Source organism: Roseomonas sp. AR75, from assembly GCF_005222815.1.
Classification (GTDB): domain Bacteria; phylum Pseudomonadota; class Alphaproteobacteria; order Acetobacterales; family Acetobacteraceae; genus Falsiroseomonas.
On record NZ_STGB01000006.1, the window covers coordinates 1 to 23179 of the forward strand.

General features: G+C 72.4%; 23 protein-coding genes. 10 read left to right on the top strand and 13 right to left on the bottom strand.

Annotated features, from left to right (window positions below; all coding sequences use genetic code 11):
* The first annotated feature begins 306 nt into the window (after positions 1 to 306).
* From rbfA to rpsO, 5 genes are all read left to right on the top strand, one after another.
* Positions 307 to 738, top strand: a complete 432-nt coding sequence (gene rbfA / locus E4T13_RS24600) for a 30S ribosome-binding factor RbfA (RefSeq protein ID WP_137181015.1) — start codon at positions 307 to 309, stop codon at positions 736 to 738.
* A 44-nt stretch (positions 739 to 782) separates the two neighbouring features.
* Positions 783 to 1055 carry a type II toxin-antitoxin system Phd/YefM family antitoxin gene (locus E4T13_RS24605; RefSeq protein WP_137181016.1) on the top strand — a complete coding sequence of 91 codons (273 nt, stop codon included), beginning with the start codon at positions 783 to 785 and terminating at the stop codon, positions 1053 to 1055.
* 3 nt (positions 1056 to 1058) lie between these two features.
* A complete protein-coding gene (locus E4T13_RS24610) occupies positions 1059 to 1508 on the top strand; it encodes a PIN domain-containing protein (RefSeq protein WP_137181017.1) in 450 nt (149 codons plus the stop codon).
* Positions 1509 to 1581: 73 nt separating this feature from the next.
* Positions 1582 to 2622: a tRNA pseudouridine(55) synthase TruB gene (truB, locus tag E4T13_RS24615; protein WP_137181018.1), complete on the top strand. Its 1041-nt coding sequence runs from the start codon at positions 1582 to 1584 to the stop codon at positions 2620 to 2622.
* A 22-nt stretch (positions 2623 to 2644) separates the two neighbouring features.
* A complete protein-coding gene (rpsO, locus tag E4T13_RS24620; RefSeq protein WP_137181019.1) occupies positions 2645 to 2923 on the top strand; it encodes a 30S ribosomal protein S15 in 279 nt (92 codons plus the stop codon).
* A 74-nt stretch (positions 2924 to 2997) separates the two neighbouring features.
* Here the strand turns inward: rpsO and E4T13_RS24625 are convergent, their stop codons facing one another.
* From E4T13_RS24625 to E4T13_RS24660, 8 genes are all read right to left on the bottom strand, one after another.
* Positions 2998 to 3192 (bottom strand): CsbD family protein, encoded by a 195-nt coding sequence (locus E4T13_RS24625; protein WP_137181020.1) that lies wholly within the window; start codon positions 3190 to 3192, stop codon positions 2998 to 3000.
* A 140-nt stretch (positions 3193 to 3332) separates the two neighbouring features.
* Positions 3333 to 4592: a hypothetical protein gene (locus tag E4T13_RS24630; protein ID WP_206030302.1), complete on the bottom strand. Its 1260-nt coding sequence runs from the start codon at positions 4590 to 4592 to the stop codon at positions 3333 to 3335.
* 123 nt (positions 4593 to 4715) lie between these two features.
* On the bottom strand, positions 4716 to 6059 hold the full coding sequence (locus E4T13_RS24635; RefSeq protein ID WP_137181021.1) for an aspartate aminotransferase family protein: 1344 nt from the start codon (positions 6057 to 6059) through the stop codon (positions 4716 to 4718).
* Between the two features lie 31 nt (positions 6060 to 6090).
* A complete protein-coding gene (locus E4T13_RS24640) occupies positions 6091 to 6471 on the bottom strand; it encodes a RidA family protein (RefSeq protein ID WP_170985229.1) in 381 nt (126 codons plus the stop codon).
* Positions 6472 to 6626: 155 nt separating this feature from the next.
* Positions 6627 to 7871, bottom strand: coding sequence for a nucleoside transporter C-terminal domain-containing protein (locus E4T13_RS24645; RefSeq protein ID WP_137181023.1), 1245 nt, complete (start codon positions 7869 to 7871; stop codon positions 6627 to 6629).
* Between the two features lie 136 nt (positions 7872 to 8007).
* The gene (locus E4T13_RS24650) at positions 8008 to 9033 is read right to left on the bottom strand and encodes a DNA recombination protein RmuC (RefSeq protein WP_240791279.1); all 1026 of its coding nucleotides are present in this window, start codon (positions 9031 to 9033) and stop codon (positions 8008 to 8010) included.
* Positions 9034 to 9076: 43 nt separating this feature from the next.
* The gene (locus tag E4T13_RS24655; RefSeq protein WP_137181025.1) at positions 9077 to 9688 is read right to left on the bottom strand and encodes a carbonic anhydrase; all 612 of its coding nucleotides are present in this window, start codon (positions 9686 to 9688) and stop codon (positions 9077 to 9079) included.
* A 38-nt stretch (positions 9689 to 9726) separates the two neighbouring features.
* A complete protein-coding gene (locus E4T13_RS24660; RefSeq protein ID WP_137181026.1) occupies positions 9727 to 10590 on the bottom strand; it encodes a LysR family transcriptional regulator in 864 nt (287 codons plus the stop codon).
* A gap of 100 nt (positions 10591 to 10690) precedes the next feature.
* Between E4T13_RS24660 and E4T13_RS24665 the strand changes: the two genes are divergently transcribed.
* Both E4T13_RS24665 and E4T13_RS24670 read left to right on the top strand, forming a co-directional pair.
* Positions 10691 to 12229, top strand: coding sequence for a proton-conducting transporter membrane subunit (locus E4T13_RS24665; RefSeq protein ID WP_137181027.1), 1539 nt, complete (start codon positions 10691 to 10693; stop codon positions 12227 to 12229).
* A 17-nt stretch (positions 12230 to 12246) separates the two neighbouring features.
* The gene (locus tag E4T13_RS24670; protein ID WP_137181028.1) at positions 12247 to 14625 is read left to right on the top strand and encodes a YbcC family protein; all 2379 of its coding nucleotides are present in this window, start codon (positions 12247 to 12249) and stop codon (positions 14623 to 14625) included.
* A gap of 70 nt (positions 14626 to 14695) precedes the next feature.
* On the opposite strand, the gene purH is transcribed toward E4T13_RS24670, so the two are convergent.
* The 5 genes from purH to E4T13_RS24695 form a co-directional block, all read right to left on the bottom strand.
* Positions 14696 to 16270 carry a bifunctional phosphoribosylaminoimidazolecarboxamide formyltransferase/IMP cyclohydrolase gene (purH, locus tag E4T13_RS24675; RefSeq protein WP_137181029.1) on the bottom strand — a complete coding sequence of 525 codons (1575 nt, stop codon included), beginning with the start codon at positions 16268 to 16270 and terminating at the stop codon, positions 14696 to 14698.
* Between the two features lie 57 nt (positions 16271 to 16327).
* Entirely contained in the window at positions 16328 to 17440 is a 1113-nt protein-coding gene (locus E4T13_RS24680) for a glycosyltransferase family 4 protein (RefSeq protein ID WP_137181030.1), read from the bottom strand.
* 136 nt (positions 17441 to 17576) lie between these two features.
* Positions 17577 to 19235, bottom strand: a complete 1659-nt coding sequence (locus E4T13_RS24685; RefSeq protein WP_170985230.1) for a heparinase II/III family protein — start codon at positions 19233 to 19235, stop codon at positions 17577 to 17579.
* Positions 19235 to 19909: a ribulose-phosphate 3-epimerase gene (gene rpe, locus E4T13_RS24690; protein WP_137181031.1), complete on the bottom strand. Its 675-nt coding sequence runs from the start codon at positions 19907 to 19909 to the stop codon at positions 19235 to 19237. Before rpe ends, E4T13_RS24685 begins: the two co-directional genes overlap by 1 nt.
* Positions 19910 to 20003: 94 nt before the next feature.
* Positions 20004 to 20474: an Lrp/AsnC family transcriptional regulator gene (locus E4T13_RS24695; protein WP_137181032.1), complete on the bottom strand. Its 471-nt coding sequence runs from the start codon at positions 20472 to 20474 to the stop codon at positions 20004 to 20006.
* Positions 20475 to 20563: 89 nt separating this feature from the next.
* Between E4T13_RS24695 and E4T13_RS24700 the strand changes: the two genes are divergently transcribed.
* The 3 genes from E4T13_RS24700 to E4T13_RS24710 all read left to right on the top strand — a co-directional run bounded on the left by E4T13_RS24700 (position 20564) and on the right by E4T13_RS24710 (position 23173).
* The gene (locus E4T13_RS24700) at positions 20564 to 21559 is read left to right on the top strand and encodes a tripartite tricarboxylate transporter substrate binding protein (protein WP_137181033.1); all 996 of its coding nucleotides are present in this window, start codon (positions 20564 to 20566) and stop codon (positions 21557 to 21559) included.
* A gap of 175 nt (positions 21560 to 21734) precedes the next feature.
* Positions 21735 to 22625 carry a LysR family transcriptional regulator gene (locus tag E4T13_RS24705; protein WP_170985231.1) on the top strand — a complete coding sequence of 297 codons (891 nt, stop codon included), beginning with the start codon at positions 21735 to 21737 and terminating at the stop codon, positions 22623 to 22625.
* Positions 22622 to 23173, top strand: a complete 552-nt coding sequence (locus tag E4T13_RS24710) for a globin domain-containing protein (protein WP_137181035.1) — start codon at positions 22622 to 22624, stop codon at positions 23171 to 23173. Before E4T13_RS24705 ends, E4T13_RS24710 begins: the two co-directional genes overlap by 4 nt.
* Positions 23174 to 23179 lie beyond the last annotated feature (6 nt).

Sequence of the window (23179 nt, forward strand, 5' to 3'; positions counted from 1 at the left end):
GCCACCGCCAGCAGCACGACGCCGGTGACGAAATAGGCCAGGAAGCCCGGCAGGGTGGCGAGGCTGGTCATGCGGAGATCCCCCATCCTGAGGTGGAGCGCGGGGGGGCCCCCCCCCCCCCCCCCCCCCCCCCCCCCCCCCCCCCCCCCCCCCCCCCCCCCCCCCCCCCCCCCCCCCCCCCCCCCCCCCCCCCCCCCCCCCCCCCCCCCCCCCGTGCCGGTTGCGGAGCGCGTTCCGCAGCCTGCGCGTCCCCCTCACCCAACCCTCTCCCCCATGAGGGGGAGAGGGCTTGATGGAAGCCCACCCATGGCCCGCAAGAACGACCCCAAGGGCGCCGACACCCACGGCCCCAGCCAGCGCCAGCTTCGCGTCGCGGAGGAGGTGCGCCACGCCCTCGCCGCCGTCTTCACGCGCGAGGAATTCCGCGATCCCGACCTGCATGGCCTGCATGTGACGGTCACGGAGGTGCGCGCCTCCCCCGACCTCAAGCACATGACCGCCTTCGTCAGCGGCCTCGGCCGCGACCTCACGGCGGCGCAGTTCGCCGGTCTCAAGCGCGTCTCGCCCTTCCTGAAGCGCCAGGTGGCGCATGCCGTACGCCTGAAATTCGCGCCGGAACTGCATTTCCAGCCGGACACCGCGCTGGACTACGCGATGAAGATCGACGCCGTGCTGAAGCGCCCGGAAGTGCAGCGCGACCTCGGCCCGAAGCCTGCCGCCGCGCCGGACGAGGATTGAACCCGGCGCGCGGCCATCCCTAGATTGGGGCCGGAGGTGCCGCCATGGACGGCGTGACGCTGCGCGAGGCCAGCGAGACCCTGCCTGAACTGGTCGCCCGGGTGGAGCAGGGCGAGGATGTGGTGATCCTGCGCGACGGCGTGCCCGTGGCCCGCCTTGTGCGCGAAGCGCCGCAGCCCGCGGCGCCCGCGAAGCGGGTGCTGACGCCGGAACAGCGGAAGGCGTTGGATGAGAGCATCGCCTGGGCTATGCAGCCGCGCCAATTGGCGCCCTGGGCTTTCGACCGCGACGCCTTGTACGACGACCGTGGGGGGTAGTCGGTGGCATCGGTCACCCTCGACAGCAACATCCTCATCTATTGCGTCGACAGCGGCGACGAACGCCAGCAGGCCGCAAACGCCATCGTGGCGGGACTGGCGCAGTCTGGTGGCGTTCTGACGCTGCAGGCCCTCGCTGAGTTCTTCCATGCGGCGCGTCGCAAGCGAAAGATGCCTGCGGCGGATGCCGCCGCGCAGGTTCGGCGGTGGCTGACAGCCTTCGGTACGCCTGCCGTAGCTTCGGCAAGCTGTCTCGATGCCGCCCTCGCGGCCGCGCTCGCCGGTCGCTTCCAGTTCTGGGACGCCATGCTCCTCGCCACCGCCGGCGCCGCCGGCTGCACGGGCATCATCTCCGAGGACATGGCGCACGGCGCGCGCCTTGGCGCGGTCACCGTCGTGCGTGCCTTCGATGGCGCCGCCGTCTCGCCCGAAGCCGCTGCACTGCTGGCCTGACGCCATCGCGCATCCCGCGGCCTGACGCCGCCCGCGTTCCGTGCTAGCCCCCGCGCCTTCCCCGGAGTTTCGCATGAGTGAGCGTAGAGGCGACGGCCGCGGCCGTCCCAGCGGACATGGCGGTGGCGGGCAGCGCGGCGGCCATCACGGCCATCGCCGCCAGAACCGCAAGCCGAAGGGCCGGCCGCTGGATGGCTGGCTGATCGTGGACAAGCCCTCCGGCATCGGCAGCACCGATGTGGTGAACAAGGTCAAGCGCCTGTTCGACGCGCAGAAGGCGGGCCATGGCGGCACGCTGGATCCGCTCGCCACCGGCCTGCTGCCGGTCGCCTTCGGCGCCGCCACCAAGACCGTCCCCTATGTGATGGACGGCACCAAGACCTACGATTTCACGCTGCGCTTCGGCGAGGCGCGCGACACCGACGACGCCGACGGCAAGGTGATCGAGACCAGCGACATCCGCCCGACGGACGAGCAGATCAACGCCGCGCTGCCACGGTTCCGCGGCGACATCATGCAGGTGCCGCCGATCTATTCCGCCATCAAGATCGCCGGCGAACGCGCCTATGACCTGGCACGCGAAGGACAGGCGGTGGAGATCGCGCCGCGCCCCGCGCGCGTGGACCGCTTCGAACTGATCGCGCGCCCAGACGCCGACACCGCGATCTTCCACGTGCAATCCGGCAAGGGCGTCTACATGCGCAGCCTCGCGCGCGACCTGGCGCGGGCCTGCGGCACGGTCGGCCATATCGCCGCCCTGCGCCGGCTGCGGGTCGGACCCTTTCGCGAGGAGCACGGAATCAAGCTGGACAGCCTGCTCGGTTCGGGCGATACCCCGCCCCCTTCCCCGGACCTTCTGCTTCCGGTCACGACCGCGCTGGCCGACATCCCGGCACTGGCCGTTTCCGAAGCCGAGGCCGCCCGCCTCTTCCAGGGCCAGGCGCTGAGCCTGGTGGACCTGATGGGACGGGTTCCCGACGCAGCCGATCCGAATGGCGGGTTGGTGCGCGCCATGGCGGGGGGGCGCCTGATCGGCCTCTGCCGGCTCGAGGACGGATGGATGCACCCCGAACGGGTGCTCACCGGCGAGCGTGCGGAGGGCGGGGGCGAATAACCCCTGTCTCGAAGGATGGACGATGTCGACCACGACCACCGGCGCCGAGAAGCGCGCCGAGATCATCAAGAATTACGCTACCAAGCCCGGTGACACCGGCAGCCCCGAGGTGCAGGTGGCGCTGCTGTCGGACCGCATCTCCGGCCTGACCGATCACCTCAAGACGCATCCGAAGGATTTCCACAGCCGGCGCGGCCTGCTCGTGCTGGTGGGCCAGCGGCGCGGCCTGCTGGACTACCTGAAGAAGAAGGACCAGGCCCGCTACGAGAGCCTGATCGGGCGCCTCGGCCTGCGCCGCTGAACGCGCGAACGACGCCATGAAAAAAGGCCGGGAGGGTCACCCCTCCCGGCCTTCTTCATGCGATCAGGGCCTGATCAGGTGCGGTTGCCGCCATCCACGGCGTCACGCACACCGTCCTTGGCCTCGCCCACCTTCTCCTGGACCTTGCCCTTGGCCTTGTCGACATGGCCTTCGGCTTCCATCCGCTCATTCCCGGTCATCTCGCCGACGGTCTTCTTGACCTCGCCCTTGACCTGATTGCCCATGCCCTTCAGGCGGTCCTTGTCCATCTGGTCCTCCGATCGTTGGGCGGCGTGATTGCCGCGCTGATGGGAGAACGCCCCGACGCAAGCCGGGTTCACCGCCACCGGATCGCGATTGTATCAATGGGTGACGCGACGCCGACGCAACGCGTGGCATGACAACGGCTTCAGGCCGCTGCCACCGCGTCGAACCACGCTTTCCATTCCGGTACGGCCCTGGCGAAGGTGCCGCGATGAGTGGTCGCCCCGGTCGACACCGCCGTGACCGTATCGTTGTTGATCGCCTGCTGGAAATGCATCGCGAGCGTCCCGGCGCCGAGGCTGATCACCTCGTCCTGCTCGCCGTAGTAGTTGCGGGTCGGCGTGCGGATCACCCAGCGATAGGCCTGGTTCGCCGCGATCAGCCGGCCGAAGGCGGAGCGGCGGAAGAACGCCGCGTCGAAATACTCCGCCTGCACCAGGCTGCGGACACTCGTCGGCACCGTCGCGGGATCGATCGGCTCGTCCTTGTACGCCGCCAGCGAGACATCGTAGAATTCGGGCCGCAGCAGCGACCGGGCGAGCCCCGGCACGCTGTAGTAGGTCTCATAGGAGAAGCCGCAGAGGATGAAGAGCGTGGTCACCCAGCTCGCATCGATCGGGCGCGGGAAGTTCAGGAAGCCGTTCAGGCTGCACCAGGGATCGACCGGCGCGCTGGCGGTGGCGGCGGCGCGCACGGGCACGCCCAGCTGCTCCAGCCGCTCCAGCATCGCCATCGTCACATAGCCACCCTGCGACCAGCCCGCGATCATCAGCGCCGGCGCCGTCTTGCCGAGGTCGGCCAGCACGGCGTGCGCGGCGGGCAGCAGGTCGGCCGTTGCCTGCTGGTGGCTGCCCTTCACCATGTAGCCCTGCGGCTCGCGCGAATCGCCCATGCCGATGTAGTCGGCGCCGATCAGCGCGTAGCCCTGCCCCGCGAACTGCGCGATCATCAGCTGCGTCTCCGGCGAGTTCTCCGGCGCCGAGGGAACCTCGTTCTTCCGGTACACCGTGCCGTGCTGATAGGAGACCAGCGGCAGGCGCGGCGCATCCGTCTCCGGCACCGCGACCAGGCCGCTCAGCGTCACCGGGCGGTTGTCGCGCTCCGGCACGACGGAGGGATAGGCCACCTTGAACAGCCGCACCGCCTGCCGCGCCGGCGTATAGGCGACGGGAAGCTGCGCGAAGGCGGGCGTGTCCACGGCAAGGATGCGGTTCAGTCTCTCGACATCCCACCGTCCGATCTGCGTGTAGCTGACGCCGCCGCCAAGCTGGCGCGTGCCGCCCTGCGCGGCGGTGCCCTGCGCCAGCGCCGGCGCGACGGCCGAGGCGTGGACCAGCGCGCCGGCCGTCAGGCCCAGCGCCCCGCCGGCGAGGTGACGGCGGTTCAGGTTGGGTGTCGCAGCCACGGCACGTCCTCCGGTCACGCTTGCAACGGCCTGCCTGTGTAGGAGGCGGCCTGCGCGCGGCCTACGCCCGGCCTGGCCTTCCGACGATGACAATCTGTCAAGAGTTGTGCCGCGCCCGCGCCATTATCCGCACGGCAAGTTGGCCAGCGCCGCTTCCACCGCATCGCCGAAGCGTTCGACAATCGTCTCCACCTGCTCCCGCGTGACGATATAGGGCGGCGCCAGGATCACGTGGTTGCCCTGCCGCCCGTCGATCGTGCCGCCCATCGGGTAGCAGGCCAGGCCGCGCGCATAGGCTTCCGCCTTCACACGCTCATGCAGTTGAAGGGCGGGATCGAAGGGCGTCTTCGTCGCGCGGTCGGTGACGAATTCCGCCGCCCAGAACAGCCCTCGGCCGCGGATGTCGCCGACATGGCGATGGTTGCCGAGCCGCTCCGTCAGCCGCTCGCCGAGCAGCGCGCCCATGCGGCGCACGTTGTCCAGCAGTCCCTCCTCCCGGATCACCTGCTGCACGGCGAGCGCCGCCGCGGCCGCGACGGGATGCGCCTGGTAGGTGTGGCCATGCATGAAGGCGCCGGAGCCCGCGCGGATCGCCTCCACCACCTTGCCGCCGATCAGGATGCCGCCCACCGGCTGGTAGCCGCCGCCCAGCCCCTTCGCGACCACCTGGATGTCCGGCGCGACACCCTCCTGTTCCCACGCATGCATCGTGCCGGTGCGGCCGATGCCGCACATCACCTCGTCCAGGATCAGCAGCGCGCCATGCCGGTCGCAGATGGTTCGGACGGCCTCGAAATAGCCGGGCAGGGCAGTGACGCAGCCGAGCGTGGCACCCACCACCGGCTCCGCGATGAAGGCGGCGACGGTGTGCGGGCCAAGCCGCTGGAATTCCGCTTCGAGTTCCGCGGCCAGGCGCGCGACGTAGTCGGCTTCGGATTCGTCGTCGCGCCGGTCTCGATAGGCGTAGCAGGGCGAGACATGGGAGAAGGCGTCGCTCAGGATCGGCGCATAGGGCGCGCGGCGCATGGCGTTGCCGCTGGCCGCCAGCGCGCCGAGCGTGTTGCCATGATAGCTCTGCCGCCGCGCAATGAATTTCGTTCGTTGCGGCTCGCCACGTTCGAGGTGGTATTGGCGCGCCAGCTTCAGCGCGGCCTCGGTGCCCTCGCTGCCCGACGAACAGAGGTAGAGATGGGTCAGCCCGCCCGGCTCGCCTTCCAGCACCAGATCGGCCAGCGCCTCCGCGCTCTCGCAGGAATAGAGCGCGGTGTGCGCGTAGCAGAGCTTGCCCTGCTGGGCGCGCATCGCGGCCAGCACGCGCGGATGCCCGTGCCCCAGGCACGCCACCGCGGCGCCGCCCGATCCGTCGATGACCGTGTTGCCGTTCGAATCCCGGACGAAGATGCCCTCGCCGCTGAGGGCGAGCGGCGGATCGCTGCGCAGACTGCGCTGGAGCAGGCGGCTTCGCATGGCGCGATGCAATCCCCGCCTCCTTGCCGCGTCAAGCTGCCGCGATGGCGATGCAGGAGAAGCCGACCTTCGCCTCGGTCGGCACGCCGAAGCGCACCGTGTGGCGCGCCGGCAGGCCGTTCGGGAAGTGCTTCACGTATTCCGCGTTGCAGTCGTGGTAGTCCGCTGGGTCGGTGATCAGCATCGTCACCATCACCACGCGATCCATCGAACTGCCGGCCTCGTGCAGGATGCGCGCCATCTCCGCCAGCGCTTCCCGCACCTGCTCGGTGGCGGTCGCGCCGCGATGGATGCCGTTGTGGGGATCGTGCGGCGCGGAATGCCCCGAGACGAACACCAGCCCGCCCGCCCGCGTCGCATGGCTGAACGGCCGGTGCGATCCGGGATGCGGCTCGCCGAAGATGTCGATCATGCGTTTTCCTTCGTGCCGAAAGAACCCTCTCCACCCGCAGGGGGGAGAGGGAAGGGTGAGGGGGGGCATGCAGAACCATACGCGCGTCACCCGCCTTCCACGTCCCCCTCACCCAACCCTCTCCCCCATAAGTGGGGGAGAGGGCTTGTCTGGCGTCATGGCCCCGTCAGCAGCCCCACCACCGCCCCCGTCATGCAGCAGGCGATGGTCGCGCTCACCAGCGCCGGCAGGCCGAGCTTCACGATATCCGCGCGCCGCTCCGGGCACATCGCCACCATGCCGCCCAGCATGATCCCGACCGAGCCGAAATTCGTGAAGCCGCACAGCGCATAGGTGAGGATCAGGCGCGAGCGCGGATCGAGCCCGAGCCCGCCCGACATCCCCAGCTCCAGGAAGGAGACGAACTCGTTCACCACCACCTTCACGCCGAGCGAATTCGCCACGGTCATCGCCTGCTCCGCCGGCACGCCCATCGCGTAGGCGAGCGGCCAGAACAGGAAGGCGACCAGCCGTTGCAGCGTGAAGCCGGTCAGCGGCTCGACCGCGGCATTCACCAGCGCGACCAGCGCGACGAAGACGATCAGCATCGCCATGATGCCCAGCAGCAATTGCAGCCCGTCCATCGTGCCGCGCACCACCGCTTCCATCGCGCTGTCGTAGATGCGCGGCGTCTCCGGCTCGCGCTCCGGCGCGACCGCCTCGGCTTCGGGCGGGATCATCAGCAGCGCGACCAGCACCGCGGCGGGGGCCGAGATCAGGCTTGCGGTCAGCAATTGCCCCGCCGCATCCGGCACCACCGGCGCGATGAACAGCGCATAGACCACCAGCATGTTGCCGCTGATCGTGGCGAGGCCGGCCGTCATCACCACGAACAGCCCGCTGCGCGACATGCCGCCGATCCAGTGCCGCACCAGCAGCGGCGCCTCCACCATGCCGACGAACACATTCGCGGCCGTCGCGAAGCCGGTGGCGCCGTCGATGCCGAAGGCGCGGCGCAGCAGGCGCGACAGCGCGCGCACCACGAAGGGCAGCACGCGCCAGTGGTACAGCAGCGCGGAGAGCGCACCGACCACCAGCACCAGCGGCAGCGCCTGGAAGAACAGGATGAAGCTCGATCCCGGGGTCTTCTCGTCGAAGGGCAGCGGCCCGCCGCCGAGATAGCCGAAGACCAGCGACGTGCCCTGCCGCGTCGCCGCGGCCAGCGCATTCACCGCGTCGCCGAACAGCGCGAAGACGGCACGCAGCGCCGGCACCTGCAGCAGCAGCACGGCGATCAGCAGTTGCAGCCCCAGCCCCGCCACCACGATCCGCCAGGACACGCGCCGGAACCCGCCCAGCGCCCAGGCCAGCAGGCACAACGCCAGGAGTCCGATGCCGGACTGGATCTGCAGCGCGCTCACGCCGAGCGGACGAAGGTTTCACCTTCGTCCCTCAGACGCCGGCGCTTCGCTTGGCTCCGCGCCACCTGGCGCGGGCAGCTTTCGCGGCCTCGGCCGGCTTGTGCCGGCCGCAGGTCGCTCCCTGCTCCGCTCGGTATCATTCGGCGGCACTCCGTGTCTCGTCGGGGATGTCCAGCGCGCGGATCGCCTCGCCACGGCGCGCGATCTTCTCCGCGCTCGTCTCGATCTCGCGCATGTCCTGCCCCATCGCGGCGTGATGCGTGCGCAGCGCGGCGACGCGCCGTTCCAGCCGCGCCGTCTCCTCAGCCAGCTTCTCCACCTCCGCCCGGATGCGCCGCGCCTCCGCCTGCAGCCGCGCATCGCGCAGCAGGCCGCGCATCGTGTTCAGCACCGCCCACAGCGTGGAGGGGCCGACGATATGCACATGCAGCCGCGCCGCCTCCGCCACCAGATCGGGCAGCTCCGCATGCAGCGTGGCGTGCACCGCCTCGGACGGCACGAACATCAGCGCGCCTTCCGCCGTCTCCCCCGCGATCAGGTATTTCCGGGCGATGTCACCGACATGCCGGCGGACGTCCTGCGCGAAGCGCCGGCGCGCGAGGTCACGCGTGGATTGGCTCGGCGCATCCTGCCAGGCGGCCCAGGCTTCCAGCGGAAACTTCGAATCCACCGCGATCGGCCCGGGCGGGAAGGGCAGCAGCACCAGGCAGTCGCAGCGCGTCCCGTTCGACAGCGTGTGCTGCCACCGGAATCCCTCGGCCGGCAGCCGGTCCGCCACCAGTTCGCGCAGCTGCACCTCGCCCAGCGCACCGCGCGCCTGCTTGTTGCCGAGCATCGCGGCCAGCGAGGTCACCTGCCCGCCCAGCGCCGCGATGTTCGCCTGCGCCGCGTCGATCACCGCCAGCCGCTGCTGGATCGCCCCCGCCGTCTCCTGCGTGCGCGTCGCCGCCGCGTCCAGCCGCTCCGCCAGCGCGCGCTCCTGCGCGCGCAGCCGGTCCTCGGTGCGCGCGGCCAGCCGTTCCTGCGCCGCCGCCATCGCCTCCATCGTCGCGGCGAGCCGCCCGAACGCCTCCGCCTGCCGCCCACGCCGCGCCGCGAGCAGCAACAGCCCGGCCAGCAGCACGGCAGCGGCGATCACGGCGGGCGGCAACCACTCGGGCAACGGAATCGAAACTCCCCGATTCGCGGGGCGAGTCTGGCACGGATCAGGCCGGCGTGAAGGCGCCCGTCGCCGCGTCCAGCAGCAGCAGCCGCCCGGTGGCCACGCCGAAATGCGCGCCATGCAGCCGAAGGCCGCCGGCCTGCACCGCCTCCGCCACCCAGGGAAAGGTCATCAGGTTCGCCAGCGAGATGCGCACCGCCTCATGCTCGCCCGCTTCCTGCTGCGCATCCGGCGTATCGCAGCGCAGCGCCGCAGTGCGGGCGCCGGCGGCGATGCCGATCCAGCCCGCGACGAAATCCGTCGCCTCGGGCGGCGTGCCGCGCAGCAGCGCGCCGATGCCGCCGCATAGCGCATGCCCCATCACCACCAGCCGCCCCACCCGCAGCACCCGCACCGCGAACTCCACCGCCGCGCTGGTGCCGTGGAAGGCCGCATCCGGCATGTAGGGCGGCACCAGGTTCGCCACGTTCCGCACCACGAACAGCTCGCCCGGCCCGGCCGAGAAGATCATCTGCGGGTCCACCCGGCTGTCGGAACAGGCGATGATCATGGTGTGCGGCGTCTGTCCCTGCGCCGCCAGACGCTCGAACCGCGCGCGCTGCTGCGGCCAGGTCTCGTTGCGGAAGCGGCGATAGCCGTCGAGGAGCGGGTCCATCCACGGTCACTGCCACGCCGCCCTGTCGTGGTGAAGCATCAGGCCGCGCGCAGCAGTGCCTGCAGCAGCGGATTCGGAAAGCGACGCGGCACGGTCACGGCATGGAAGGGCTGCACCAGCCCCGGCAGCCGATCCGCCTCCTGCAATTCGCCCGAGGCGAGCTCGTCCCGCACCACGATCGGCGGCAGCACGGCCAGGCCGACGCCTTCCCGCGCCAGCAGGCGCATCATCGCCATGTCGTCCACCTCCGCCGCGATCTCGAGCGTGAGGCCCAGCCGCTCGCGCAGCGCCTCGAATCCCGCGCGCAGGCCGGATTCCGGCGCCGGCAGGATCAGCGGCGCCGCGGCCAGGCGCTCTGCCAGCGTCACGCGCCCGGCGAACAGCGAGGGCTTCCCCACCAGGCTCACCGGCTGCTCCGCCAGGCGATGCGCGACGAAGGCGCCGCCGGAAGGCGGCTCGCTCGTCAGCACCACGTCCAGCGCCAGCGATCCGAGATCGCGCAGCAGCTCCGCCATGCTGCCGGAGCGCAGGATCACCTCGACGTCCTTGCGACCCAGCACCGGGCGCAGGAAGCCGAGCTGGAAGTTGCGCGACAGCGTCGCCAGCGCGCCGACGCGCAGCACGCGCTGGCCGCGGCCGGCCTCGCGCAGCGTCGCCACCAGCTCCTCCCCGGCGGCGAAGATCGTGTCGGCATGGGCCAGCGCGATGCGCCCGGCCTCGGTCAGCACCATGCGCCGCCCCTGCCGGTCGAACAGGTCCTGGCCCAGCCGCTGCTCCAGCGCGCGGATCTGCGCCGACAGGGCGGAGGGGGCGAGGTTTAGCGCCTCTGCCGCGCGGGTCAGGCTTTCGGCCCGGGCGACGGCGCGGAAGTAGCGCAGATGGTGGTAGTTCAGCTCCGGCATGTCGTTCGCTTTATCCGAACGAAATGCGCGAAACAATGTCATTCCTTGGCATGGTCCGGGCTGCTACCCGGCGCGGCACCGACCCGGACCGAAAGCCCCGATGCCGAGCCACCTTCTGCCCCTGCTGGCGCCCCTGGCGCTGGTCGCCGCCGCCGCGTTTGCCTTCCGCGGCCCGGGCCTGCGCCCCGCCGCCACCCTGCGCGCGGCGAACCTGGCTGCCGGCACGGCGCTGGCCGTCGCGCTGGGCAGCGTCGCGCTGCTGGCGTTGCAGGGCGCGGGCAGCGCGCCGCTTGCGCTGGTGCGACTGGATGCCGTCTCCGCCACCATGCTGCTGCTGGTCGCCTTCGTCGGCTGGGTCGTGCTGCGCTACGCCGCCACCTACCTGGATGGCGAGGCCGGGCAGGGCCGCTTCACCGCGTGGCTCTGCCTGACGCTGGCCGCCGCGCTGCTGCTGGTCACCGCCGGCAACCTGCTGGTGCTGGTGCTCGCCTGGGGCCTGGCCGGCTTCGGCCTGCATCGCCTGCTGCTGTTCTACCCCGAGCGTCCCGCCGCGCAGCGCGCCGCGCGCAAGAAGGCGATCTTCGCGCGCGCCGGCGATGCCGCGCTGGCCGGCGCCGCGCTGCTGCTGCTGGCCGGCTTCGGCACCGCCGACATCGCCGCCATCAACGCCGCCGCCCGCGACGGCGAGGCCCCCGGCTTCGCCACCGCCGCCGCCGCGCTGCTTGCGCTCGCCGCGCTGCTGAAATCGGCGCAGTTCCCGACGCATGGCTGGCTGACCGAGGTGATGGAAACGCCCACGCCGGTCTCCGCCCTGCTGCATGCCGGGCTGATCAATGCCGGCGGCTTCCTGCTGATCCGCTTCGCCGACGTGATGCTGGAAGCGCCCGGCGTGCTGGCCGCGCTGGCGATGCTCGGCGGCTTCACCGCGCTGTTTGCCGGGCTGGTGATGCTGACGCAGCCCGCGGTGAAGACCGCGCTGGCCTGGTCCACCATCGCGCAGATGGGCTTCATGATCCTGCAATGCGGCCTGGCGCTGTTCCCGCTGGCGCTGCTGCACATCGTCGCCCACTCGCTCTACAAGGCGCATGCCTTCCTCGCCTCGGGCACGGCGGTGGAGAAGGTCGCCGCGATCCGCCGCCCCGGCCCGGTCGCGGTGCCGGATGCGCGCGCCGTCGGCCGCGCCTTCCTCGCGGCGCTGCTGCTCTATGCCGTGATCGGCGCGGCCTTCGGCATCGAGGGCAAGTCGCCCCAGGCGATCGCGCTCGCCGCCATCCTCGTGCTCGGCGTCGCCTACCTGCTGGCGCAGGGCTTCGCCGATGCTGCGCCCGGTCCGCTGACCCTGCGCATCTCCGCCGCGGCGGGCGCTGCCGCCATCGGCTACTTCGCCCTGCAACGCGGCGCGGAGGCGCTGACCGCCGGCGTGCTGCCGCCGGCACCCGCGCCGGGCGCGCTGGAATGGGTGCTGATCGTGGTGGCGGTGCTCGGCTTCGGCCTGACCGCCTTCGCCCAGGCGACCTTCCCGCTCTGGGCGCAGCACCCGGCGGCCTCCGGCCTGCGCGTACACCTCGCCAACGGCCTCTATGTGAACGCCCTGACCGACCGGCTGCTGCGCGGCTGGGCCCTGCGCACGACCGCCTGACCGGAGTGTTTCCCGAGATGCCCTTCGACACGCCCCAGGCCGCCGCGATCCCCGCGCTCGACATCGCGCTGGACCGCGCCCTGAAGCACATCCCGCCGGCCTGGCCGCTCGCGGCGACCGTCGCGGTGAACCCGTTCCTCGGCCAGGCGGACGAGGACCTCGCCATGGCCGCGGCGCGGCTGCGCCGCGTCGGCGGCCTGCGCGCCACCATGCCGCGCGACTGGTTCGCGCAGCGCATCGCCGCCGGCGCCATCACGGAGGGCGACCTCGCCGCCGCGCTCGCCGCCGCGCCCGCGGCGCAGCGCCCGGCCGATCTCGCCGCGCTGCGCGCCGCGCTCGCAGCGCCCGAGGCGCCGCCGCGGGCGCTGCCCACTGTCGCGGATCTCGTCGCGGAGGCGACCGGAACCGACTGGCCCGGCATCATCGCCGAGCGCCTCGGCGCCTTCGCCGCCGGCTGGTTCGACGAGGGCCAGGCGCTGTGGCCCGCCACGCATCGCGGCGCGCTCTACGCCTCCTGGCGCGCCACCGCGCTGCGCGACCTGACGCCCGAGATCCTCGGGCTGCCCGGCTTCTGCGCCCATGTGGCCGCCGCGCCGATGGAGGCGGAGACCGCGACGCTGCGCGCCCTCGCCGCGCTCGGCGTGCCGGGCGATGCGCTGGAGACGCTGCTGCACCGGTTGCTGATGACGCTCGGCGGCTGGGCGCAGCTCGCCCGCCAGCGCGGCTTCGAGGCAGAGCTGGCGGGCGGCGCCGACACCACCCTGGCCGAGCTGCTTGCCGTGCGCCTGGTGTGGGAGGAGGCGCTGCTGGCGCAGCATGCCGCCGCCATCGGTCCGCGCTGGCGCACGGTGCTGGACGCGCATGCGACGCCGCTCGCGCCGACGCCCGACGATGCGCTGGCTGCCATCCTGCAGGACGCCGCGGACCGCGCCGCGCAGCGCGACATCGCGGCAACGATCACCGCGCTCGCGCCGGCCCCGGCGATGCCGGCGCGCCCGGCGCTGCAGATGGCCTTCTGCATCGATGTCCGCTCCGAGGTGTTCCGCCGCGCGCTGGAATCGCTCGATCCCGGCATCCGCACGCAGGGCTTCGCCGGCTTCTTCGGCCTGCCGCTGGCACACCGCCCCTTCGCCTCCGATGTGGTGGAGAACCGGCTGCCGGTGCTGCTGCGCCCGAGCCTGCTGAGCTGCGATGCCGTGCCCGGCGACGCCGCCGCGCAGCGCGCGCGCATCGGTGCGCGGGCGAAGCGCGCCTGGGGCCGCTTCAGCCAGGCCGCCGTCTCCTCCTTCGCCTTCGTGGAATCGGCGGGGCTGCTGCATGGCTGGGGGCTGCTGCGCGATGCGATCGGCCTGCGTCGCGCCCGCAAGCCCGACCCGACCCCGCACTTCGCCGCCACCTTGCCGCTGGCGCAGCGCGTCGCGACCGCCGAGGCGGTGCTGCGCGCGATGTCGCTCACCACGGGTTTCGCGCCGCTGGTCATCCTGGCGGGGCACGGTGCCGGCGTGGTCAACAACCCGCATGCCAGCGCCCTGCATTGCGGCGCCTGCGGCGGGCACCAGGGCGATGTCAGCGCGCGGCTGCTCGCCGGACTGCTGAACGATGCGGCGGTGCGCGAGGGCCTCGTCGCGCGCGGCATCGCCATCCCCGACGACACGCTGTTCCTCGGCGCGCTGCACGACACCATCAGCGATGCGGTGACGCTTCACGCCGCCGATCATCCCTCCGCCGCGCATGACGCCGCGCTGCGCCAGGCGCAGTCCTGGCTCGCGCAGGCCGGCGCGCTGGCGCGGGCGGAACGCGCGCTGCGCCTGCCCGGCGCGCAGGCCGCCGCCGTCGCGCAGCGCGGCCGCGACTGGTCGCAGACGCGCCCCGAATGGGGCCTGGCCGGCTGCCGCGCCTTCATCGCCGCGCCACGCGCCATGACCAGCCGCAGCGACCTCGGCGGCCGCGCCTTCCTGCACGACTATGACTGGCGCGCGGACGAAAACTTCGGCGTGCTGGAGCTGATCCTGACGGCGCCCGTGGTCGTGGCGAGCTGGATCAGCCTGCAGTACTACGGCTCGGTCGTGGCGCCCGAGGCGTTCGGTGGCGGCAACAAGCTGCTGCACAACGTCGTCGGCGGCGTCGGCGTGGTCGAGGGCAATGGCGGCACGCTGCGCACCGGCCTGCCCTGGCAATCCGTGCATGACGGCGAGGCGCTGGCGCATGAGCCGCTGCGCCTGAATGTCTACATCGCCGCGCCGCGCGAGGCGATCAGCGCCATCCTCGCGCGTCATCCGCAGGTGGCGGCGCTGTTCGACAACGCCTGGCTGCACCTCTTCGCCCTCGCCGAGGATGGCCGCTGCGCGCGCTATGGCGCCGGTGGCGCCTGGGCAGCCTGCGCGCGGCACACCTGAATCGGCACCAAGCTGCTCCCTCTCCCGCTGTTGCGGGGAAGGGTCGGGGTGGGGGTACTTGCGCCGAAGCTCAGTGCCGGAAGTGCCGCATCCCCGTGAACACCATCGCCAGCCCCGCCTGGTCCGCCGCCGCGATCACCTCCTTGTCGCGGATCGAGCCGCCGGGCTGGATCACCGCCGTCACGCCCGCCGCCGCCGCCGCTTCCAGCCCGTCCGCGAAGGGGAAGAACGCGTCGGAGGCGACGACACTGCCCTTCGCCAGGCTTTCGGGCAGCCCTGCCTGCTTCGCCGCCGCCTCCGCTTTCCACGCCGCGATGCGCGCGCTCTCCAGCCGGTTCATCTGCCCCGCGCCGATGCCCGCGCTCGCCAGCCCCTTCGCATAGACGATCGCGTTGGACTTCACGTGCTTGCAGACCCGGAACGCGAAGATCAGGTCGGCGACCTCGGCCGGCGTCGGCGCGCGCTGCGTCACGACGCGCAGCATCGCCTCCGTCACGCGGCCATTGTCGGCGGTCTGCGCCAGGAAGCCGCCGGCAACGGACTTCACCAGCATGCCTGGCGCGGCGGGGTCCGGCACGCCGCCGGTCAGCAGCAGGCGCAGATTCTTCTTGCGCGCGAACACCGCCTTGGCGCCGTCATCCGCGTCCGGCGCGATGACGACCTCGGTGAAGATCGCGGCGATGCGCTCCGCCGCCGCCGCATCCAGCGTGCGGTTCGCCGCGACGATGCCGCCGAAGGCGGAGACGGGATCGCAACGCAAGGCGAGGTCCCAGGCCATGGCAAGATCATCGGCTTCCGCCACGCCGCAGGGATTGGCGTGCTTCACGATCACGATGGCGGGCCGGTCGAATTCCGCCACGCATTCGAACGCCGCGTCCGTGTCGTTCAGGTTGTTGTAGGACAGCTCCTTGCCCTGCACCTGCTGCGCGGTGGCGATGCCGCGCCGATGCGAGCCGTCGGTGTAGAACGCCGCCTGCTGATGCGGATTCTCGCCGTAGCGCAGTTCCTGCCGCAGCACGCCGGTCACGCCCATGCGGCGGGGAAAGGCCTCGCGGTTCTGCCGCGCGAACCAGCTCGAGATCATGCGGTCATAGGCCGCGGTGCGCGCATAGGCGGCGTGCGCCAGGCGGCACCGCAGCGCCAGCGTCGTGCCGCCTTCCTCCAGCTCAGCCCGCACCTCCGCAAGCTGGTCGGGTTCCGTGACGACGACGACGGACGCAAAATTCTTGGCAGCGGAGCGGATCATCGCGGGTCCGCCGATATCGATGTTCTCCACCACGTCCTCGAAGGGCGCGCCGCGCGCGACGGTCGCCTCGAACGGGTAGAGGTTCACCACCACGAGGTCGATCGGCGCGATGGCGTGCTCTTCCATCTGCGCGCGATGCTCCGGCAGGTCGCGCCGTCCGAGCAGCCCGCCATGCACCTGCGGCACCAGCGTCTTCACCCGCCCGTCCAGGATCTCCGGGAAGCCGGTGTGGTCCGACACGTCCTTCACGGGAATGCCCGCCGCACGGATCGCCGCCGCGGTGCCGCCGGTGGACAGGATCTCGGCGCCCTGGCCGGCGAGGAAACGCGCGAACTCCACGATGCCCGCCTTGTCGGAGACGGAAAGCAGCGCACGGTGGACGGGAAGGCGGTCGGTCATCGGATGAACACCCGGAGGAAGAAGTCGCGCGCCGTATGAACCCGCGCGCGCCGCGCTTCAACCTTCCAGCAGTGCCACCGTTCGCGCCACCACCTTCGCCTCGTCGAACCGATCCAGCGCCCGCGCCCGCGCGGCCGCGCCCATCCGTGCCCGCAGCGCGGGGTCGCGCGCGAGCGCCGTCAGCGCCTCGGCCAGCGGCGCAACGGTCATCGGCGGCACCAGCAGCCCGGTCTCGCCCGCCGAGACCATCTCGCGCGGGCCACGGATATCGGTGGAGACCACGGGCAGTCCGGCCAGCATCGCCTCGATGGCCGACATCGGCAGCCCCTCGAAATGCGAGGGCAGGCAGAACGCATCGGCCGCGGCCAGCACGCGGTTCACGTCGTGGCGATAGCCCAGCCGCACCAGGCGCCGCCCCAGCGCCTGCGCGGCGCGTTCGAAATGCGGCTCCATGTCCTCGCCATGGTCGGTCGGCAGGCGTTCGCCCACCACCCACAGCACGCAGTTCTGCGGCGTGTCGCGCATCGCCGACAGCAGCTCGGGATAGCCCTTGTGCCGCACCATGCGGGAAACGGCGACGACGACGCAGTCCTCCTCGCGCGCGCCGAGTTCCGCGCGAATGGCTTCGCGCGCTGCGGGGTCGGGATGGAAGCGCGCGGGATCGCGCCCGTTCAGCACCGCCGTCGCGCGCGGATGGATGCCGAGGCGGCGCGCATCCGCCGCCTCCTCCTCGCTGACCGTCAGGTAGACATCCGTGATCCGTCCCGCCGCGCGTTCCAGGAACAGCGAGAGGCGCCGTCGCCACCACGGCCCCGGCTGGTTGAACAGGAATCCGTGGCAGGTATAGGCGATGCGCGGCACGCCCGCGATCTTCGCCGCCAGCCGCGCCAGCAGCCCGCTGATCGGCATATGCGCGTGCACCAGGTCGGGCTTCTCCCGCCGGAACAGCGCGACCAGCGCGACCAGGCAGCGCGCCTGCGCCAAGGGGTTCATGCTGCGCGCCATCGGCACATGCACGATCCGAAAACCCTCGGCGCGCGGCGCGTCGAGCAGCGGGCCATCGGCGCAGGCGCCCACCACCTCATGCCCGCGCGCGCGCAGCCCGCGCATCAGCGGCACCAGGAAGTGGCGCAGCGAGAAATCCACGTTGATGACTTCGAGGATCTTCATGCCGGACTCTCCCTCCCCCGTTCACGGGGGAGGGTCGGGGTGGGGGCCGCGCTACCTCGGGCCGAAGCCTGTGCCGCCCCCACCCAACCCTCCCCCGCACGCGGGGGAGGGCTAACGAGGCGCGGGACGGAAGGAATCACTTCTCCTCAGCGGGCTCCCCGCTGGCCGGCGCCGGCATGCTCACGCGGCTGATCGCCCATTGGATGCTGCCGGTCCCGGCCTCGGTATGCAGCGCCACCTGCTGGCTGCGGCGTGCCTCCGCCGCCAGCGAGATGCTCTCCTCGATCGCGACGCGCGCGCCCTTCGCCCGCAACCGCCAGCCGACGCCGGAGGGCAGGCGCAGGAGCACGCCCGCCTCGTCCTGCTGAAGGCTGGCGACGACCGCCGGATGCAGGTGGAAGCGCACGGCGAAGCCGGGCACCTGCACCTCCCGCTCCGGCTCCAGTACGTCCTCGCCGCGCAGATCGTCGCCGGATTCGGAGAGATAGAGCCGCCGCCGGTGGCGCAGCCCGAACTGCTTCACCCAGCCGTCATGCGCGGCTTCCAGCCATTGCGCGCCGTTCGATTCCTGCCGGTCGGCCTCCACCGCGTCCACCCGCCGGCCGAGTCCCTCGGGCCGCAGCTCGCTGGAATTGGTGTCGGCCAGCACCAGGGTGGAATGCGCCGCGGTGGCGCGCAGGGCGTCGCGCCACTCGCCTTCCGCCGCCGGCGCGGCGCCGCAATTCACGATCAGCCGGTCGCGGCCGACCGACATCTCGAAGCTCAGCGTGCCGGCATGCGCGAAGCGGTCGGCGCCGCGCGGCAGGCCGCCCGGTGCCGCTTCCCGGCGGCCGGCGGGCGGCGAGCCGCAATCCACCAGCACCAGCGTGCGGCTCGCCGCCAGGCGATGGAAGCCGCTGTCAGGCAGCGCGGCCGGCGCCCGCCCGCGCGACTGCGCCTGGGTCAGCACCAGGTCGAGCATCGCCGCCGGCTCCTCCCGCGTGCCGTTGAACAGCGCGAGCCCGCCATCGGCATGGCGCATGAGCCGCAGTGCCGGCGCGGCGCGGTCCAGCACGACCGGCAGCAGCGTCGGCGTGTCCACGCCCGCGCCATGCAGCAGGTTGCGGATCTCGATCAGGTCCTGGATCGCCGCCAGAAGCTGGGAGGGGCTGCGCTCCACATGGCCGCCATCGGGGTTGAACTGGCGTTCCAGCTCCTGCGGCAGGAAGCGCACGCAGCGGGCGAGCCAGGTCTCCTCCTCCAGCGCCACCGCCGCCGCCATGCCGCCCTTCAGCGCCACCAGCGCGCCGCGATGCGCCGCCTCGGCCGGCAGGCTCGCCACCACGTTGCGCGCATCCTGCGCCATCCGCTGCATCATCTGCTTGCGGAACGCGTCCTCGGCCGTGGCGGCGAGGAAATCCCAGTGGCCGAGCCAGGCGGAGATGCGCGCGCCCGCCACTTCCGGCGCCTCGGTGAGCGGATCCTCGCGCAGCGCGAGCCAATCCGCGGTCAGCGCCCGCCCGCGCAGCCGCGCGGCATCGGTGCCCAGCGCGCGCAGGTCGCGCAGCCAGGCAAAGCCATGCGCCGCGGCCCGCCAGGCGGGGGAGCCCGCCGCCCAGTCCTGCGCGCCATCGGCCTCGGCCGGGCGCAGCGGGCGGACGGTGCCCATCACCTCGAACTCGCCGCGCAGCAGCCGCGCGCCGCGCGCCGCATCGCCCGGCCAGAGGTCGCGGAAGGCGCGCGCCGGGCTGTCCGGCACGCGGATCGGCTTCAGGTTCGCCAGGATGCGGCGGGCGCCGCGCAGCAAGCCTTCCATCAGCCTCCCCCCACGCCGCGCAACGCGTTGATCGCGGCACGGTAATCCTTCGCCCCGAACACCGCCGTTCCCGCCACCAGCACATCCGCCCCGGCGGCGACGCAATCCCGCGCCGTCTCCGCCGTGACGCCCCCATCCACCTGCAGGGCGATCTCCCGCCCGGTCCCGTCGATCATCGCGCGCAGCGCGGCGATCTTGCCGAGCTGGGACCGGATGAACCCCTGGCCCCCGAAGCCCGGATTCACCGACATCACCAGCACGAGGTCGCAGAGGTCCAGCACCGGCTCCACTGCCGCCACCGGCGTCGCCGGGTTCAGTACCACCCCGGCCTTCTTCCCCAGCGCCCGGATCGTCTGCAGCGACCGGTGCAGATGCGGCCCCGCTTCCGGGTGCAGGCTGATCAGGTCGGCCCCGGCCTCGGCGAAGGCGGCCAGGTACGGATCAACCGGGGCGATCATCAGGTGCACGTCGAAGGGCAGGCCGCAGTGCTTGCGCAGCGCCTTCACCAGGGCGGGCCCGAAGGAGATGTTGGGCACGAAATGCCCGTCCATGATGTCGAGATGCAGCCAGTCGGCGCCTGCGGCCTCGATGGCGCGCACCTCCTCCCCCAGCCGCGCGAAGTCGGCGGCGAGCAGGGAGGGCGCGATGCGGACACGGCGGGCCGGGGCTTGCATGGCGAATCGCTTCTAGCCGTCATGCCGCCACGACGAAACCGGCACGGCAGATCGATATTGGGACGGCAATGACCCGCGGGCGGAGGCCGACGCCTCAGATCGGCAGCGCCGTGGTGCCCTTCACCCGCTCCATCGCGAAGCGCCCGGTCACTTTCCGCAGCGCCGGCACCGCCGCCACGAAGCGGCGGTAGAAGGCGTCGTAGCCCGCCATGTCCGGCACCACCACGCGCAGCAGGTAGTCCACGTCGCCGCCGAGCCGCCAGCACTCCACGATCTCCGGCATGGATTCGACCGCCGCGGCGAAGCGGGCGATCCAGTCCGCCGAGTGATCGCCCGTCTCCACCGCCACGAACACCGAGATCGGCAGCCCCACCCGCGCCGCATCCACGATGGCGACGCGGCCGGTGATGACGCCCTGCTCCTCCATCCGCTTGATGCGCTTCCAGCAGGGCGTCGGCGTCAGCCCGACCTCCTGCGCGATCTCCGCCAGCGAACGGGAAGCGTCCTGCATCAGCAGGCGCAGGATCTCGCGGTCGATGCGGTCCAACTCCGCGGTGGCGGACATGGTGGAACTCCAGCCGTGTGAACTGGAGCGTTCGTAGCACGAAAATCTTTCGCTTGCAGGGTTTCGGCCGTCGTGCAGAAAACATTTCCATGAACACACCCCAGACCCCCGCGCCGGCGCTGTCCCGGCGATCCCTCCTCGGCCTGCTCGGCGCCGCCGCGCTGCCGCGTCCCGCCCTCGCCCAGCCCGCCTGGCCTGACCGCCCGGTGCGGATCGTGATCCCCGTCGCGCCGGGCGGCAGCCTCGACATCCTCGGCCGCACCTTCGCCCGCGCCATCACCCCCGCGCTGGGCCAGCCCGTGGTGGCGGAGAACCACCCCGGCGCCGGCAGCAACCTGGCCTTCGAGCTGGTGGCCCGCGCCCGGCCCGACGGCCACACCCTGCTGGTCGGCTCCGACCCGCTGGCGATCAACCCCTCGCTCTACCGCCGCATCGGCTACGATCCCGTGCGCGACTTCGCCCCGATCGCCGAGCTGGTCCGCGCGCCGCAGGTGCTGGTGGTGAATCCACGCCACGCCGCGACCGACCTCGCCTCCTTCATCGCGGCGGCGCGCGCGGCGGATGGGCGGATGACCATGGCCTCCCAGGGGAACGGCTCCATCGGCCACCTGGCCGGCGCCGTGCTGACGCAGCGGACGGGCGTGCGCTTCACCCATGTGCCCTATCGCGGCGGCGGCCCCGCCGTGATCGACGTCGTCGCCGGCCATGTGGAGGCGCTGCTGGTCACCCTGCCCGCCGCCATCGAGCATATCCGCGGCGGCCGCCTGAAGGCGCTTGCCGTCACCTCCCTGGCCCGCAACCCGGCGCTGCCGGAGGTGCCGACCGTGGCCGAACAGGGCCTGCCCGGCTTCGACGTGGTCACCTGGCAGGGCATCCTGGCGCCGGCAGGCACGCCGGAGCCGGTGGTCCGGCGGCTCAATGCCGCGCTGCTGGCGGCGCTGCGCGAGCCCGAGGTCGCCGACGGCCTCGCCCGCCAGGGCTTCGAGCTGCGCGGCGGCACGCCCGAGGAATTCGCGGCGCTGGTGCGGGCGGAAGCCGCGCGCTGGCCGGCCATCGTGCAGCTCGCCGGCGCGACGCTGGATTGAGGCGGGATGGCGGGGCGCCTTGGCGCGCCCCGCGCATCACGATCCCGCGCGCCGGTTTCGGAACGACGTCGCCGGGACCCCGCGCCGGCGCAACCGCGCGAAACAACCGAAACGGACGCCGCGACCGGCCGACGCCTATCCTGCCCCTGCCGCCCCGATGCGGCCGGAGGCCACGATGACCGGCAACTGGGACGACCTGAAGGTGCTGCTCGCCATCGGCCGCGCCGGCACGCTGACCGGCGGCGCGGCGATGCTGAACATCGACCAGTCCACCGCGGGCCGCCGGCTGGCCGCGCTGGAAGCCGAGCTCGGCGCCATCCTCTTCATCCGCTCGAAGTTCGGCTTCACCCCGACCGAGGCCGGCCAAGCCGCCATCGCCCGCGCGCAGGAGATCGAGGCGCGCACCCTGCAGCTCTCCGATGCCGTCGCCGCCGCCGACCGCGGGCCGTCCGGCCTCGTGCGCATCATCGGCAACCCCTGGACGATGGTGCGCCTGGTCGAGACCTCGCTGCCCGCGCTGCTCGCACGGCACCCGAATCTCGACATCCGCACCATCGGCGGCGCGCTGCGCCGCAGCCTGGCGCGCGGCGAGGCGGCGATCGCGCTGTGGTTCGAGATGCCGCCCGACCACACAGAATTCGCCATCCGCCTCGGCGAGGTGCCCTACGCCATCTACAAGCCGCGCGGCGCCGATGCGTCGAAACTCGGCTGGGCCGCCTTCTGGGACGACGAGGCACCGCGCCGCGCCCCCACCCGCTGGACCGAGCGCGCCCGCGGCGCCGAGGAACGCCTCGTGCTGACCGCGACCGATTCCAGCGTGATCCTCGCCGGCATCCGCGGCGGGCTCGCGAAGGGCCTGCTGCCGATGTGCCTCGCCGAGGGCGATCCGCTGCTCGAGCGGGTCGATCCCGGCCCGCCGGAACTCACCCGCGTGCTGCACCTGCACGCGCATCCCGACACGATCCAGATGGCCCGCATCCAGGCGACCATCGCCTGGCTGCGCGAGAGTTTCTCCCGCGCGTTCACTCCGTGCGCCGCGGCACCGCCGCTGGATCTCGCGGCATGACCGCGCTGGACGAGGATGAGCTGGACCTCGTCCGCGCCAGCTTCCGCGCCCTGGCCGCACTGGGCGAGGATGGCGCCGAGACCTTCTACGACCGCCTCTTCGCGATGCAGCCGGGCCTGCGCGCGCTGTTCCCCGAGGATATCGGGCCGCAATGCACGAAGCTGATGAGCATGCTCGGCGTGATCGTCGCGCGGCTGCACGACCATGCCGCGCTGCAGCCGCTGCTGTCGGACCTGGCGCGCCGCCATGTCGGCTACGGCGCGCAGCCGGAACACTACGCCGGCGTCGGCGAGGCGCTGCTGTGGACCCTGGACCACCGCCTCGGCCCCGCCTTCACCCAGGCCCACGCCGCCGCCTGGGACCGCGCCTACGCCGCGCTTGCGGAGATCATGCTGGCCGCGCTTCCCGCTCCAGCCCCTTCTCCCTCCCCCGCCAGTGCGGGGGGGCCGACACTGAAGGCGTCGGACGCCGGAGTTGCGGCGGCAGGCCGCCGCTTACGAAGGCAGGCCGGGGTGGGGGCAAGACCAACCGAACAGGCATGGCCATGACCCCCG

What these genes read in the sequence shown, in the direction of transcription:
- rbfA (WP_137181015.1), top strand. Translation starts at nt 307, where the DNA reads ATGGCCCGCAAGAACGACCCCAAGGGCGCCGACACCCACGGCCCCAGC.
- E4T13_RS24605 (WP_137181016.1), top strand. Translation starts at nt 783, where the DNA reads ATGGACGGCGTGACGCTGCGCGAGGCCAGCGAGACCCTGCCTGAACTG.
- truB (WP_137181018.1), top strand. Translation starts at nt 1,582, where the DNA reads ATGAGTGAGCGTAGAGGCGACGGCCGCGGCCGTCCCAGCGGACATGGC.
- rpsO (WP_137181019.1), top strand. Translation starts at nt 2,645, where the DNA reads ATGTCGACCACGACCACCGGCGCCGAGAAGCGCGCCGAGATCATCAAG.
- E4T13_RS24625 (WP_137181020.1), bottom strand. Translation starts at nt 3,192, where the DNA reads ATGGACAAGGACCGCCTGAAGGGCATGGGCAATCAGGTCAAGGGCGAG.
- E4T13_RS24635 (WP_137181021.1), bottom strand. Translation starts at nt 6,059, where the DNA reads ATGCGAAGCCGCCTGCTCCAGCGCAGTCTGCGCAGCGATCCGCCGCTC.
- E4T13_RS24640 (WP_170985229.1), bottom strand. Translation starts at nt 6,471, where the DNA reads ATGATCGACATCTTCGGCGAGCCGCATCCCGGATCGCACCGGCCGTTC.
- E4T13_RS24655 (WP_137181025.1), bottom strand. Translation starts at nt 9,688, where the DNA reads ATGGACCCGCTCCTCGACGGCTATCGCCGCTTCCGCAACGAGACCTGG.
- E4T13_RS24660 (WP_137181026.1), bottom strand. Translation starts at nt 10,590, where the DNA reads ATGCCGGAGCTGAACTACCACCATCTGCGCTACTTCCGCGCCGTCGCC.
- E4T13_RS24665 (WP_137181027.1), top strand. Translation starts at nt 10,691, where the DNA reads ATGCCGAGCCACCTTCTGCCCCTGCTGGCGCCCCTGGCGCTGGTCGCC.
- E4T13_RS24670 (WP_137181028.1), top strand. Translation starts at nt 12,247, where the DNA reads ATGCCCTTCGACACGCCCCAGGCCGCCGCGATCCCCGCGCTCGACATC.
- purH (WP_137181029.1), bottom strand. Translation starts at nt 16,270, where the DNA reads ATGACCGACCGCCTTCCCGTCCACCGTGCGCTGCTTTCCGTCTCCGAC.
- E4T13_RS24680 (WP_137181030.1), bottom strand. Translation starts at nt 17,440, where the DNA reads ATGAAGATCCTCGAAGTCATCAACGTGGATTTCTCGCTGCGCCACTTC.
- E4T13_RS24685 (WP_170985230.1), bottom strand. Translation starts at nt 19,235, where the DNA reads ATGGAAGGCTTGCTGCGCGGCGCCCGCCGCATCCTGGCGAACCTGAAG.
- rpe (WP_137181031.1), bottom strand. Translation starts at nt 19,909, where the DNA reads ATGCAAGCCCCGGCCCGCCGTGTCCGCATCGCGCCCTCCCTGCTCGCC.
- E4T13_RS24695 (WP_137181032.1), bottom strand. Translation starts at nt 20,474, where the DNA reads ATGTCCGCCACCGCGGAGTTGGACCGCATCGACCGCGAGATCCTGCGC.
- E4T13_RS24700 (WP_137181033.1), top strand. Translation starts at nt 20,564, where the DNA reads ATGAACACACCCCAGACCCCCGCGCCGGCGCTGTCCCGGCGATCCCTC.
- E4T13_RS24705 (WP_170985231.1), top strand. Translation starts at nt 21,735, where the DNA reads ATGACCGGCAACTGGGACGACCTGAAGGTGCTGCTCGCCATCGGCCGC.
- E4T13_RS24710 (WP_137181035.1), top strand. Translation starts at nt 22,622, where the DNA reads ATGACCGCGCTGGACGAGGATGAGCTGGACCTCGTCCGCGCCAGCTTC.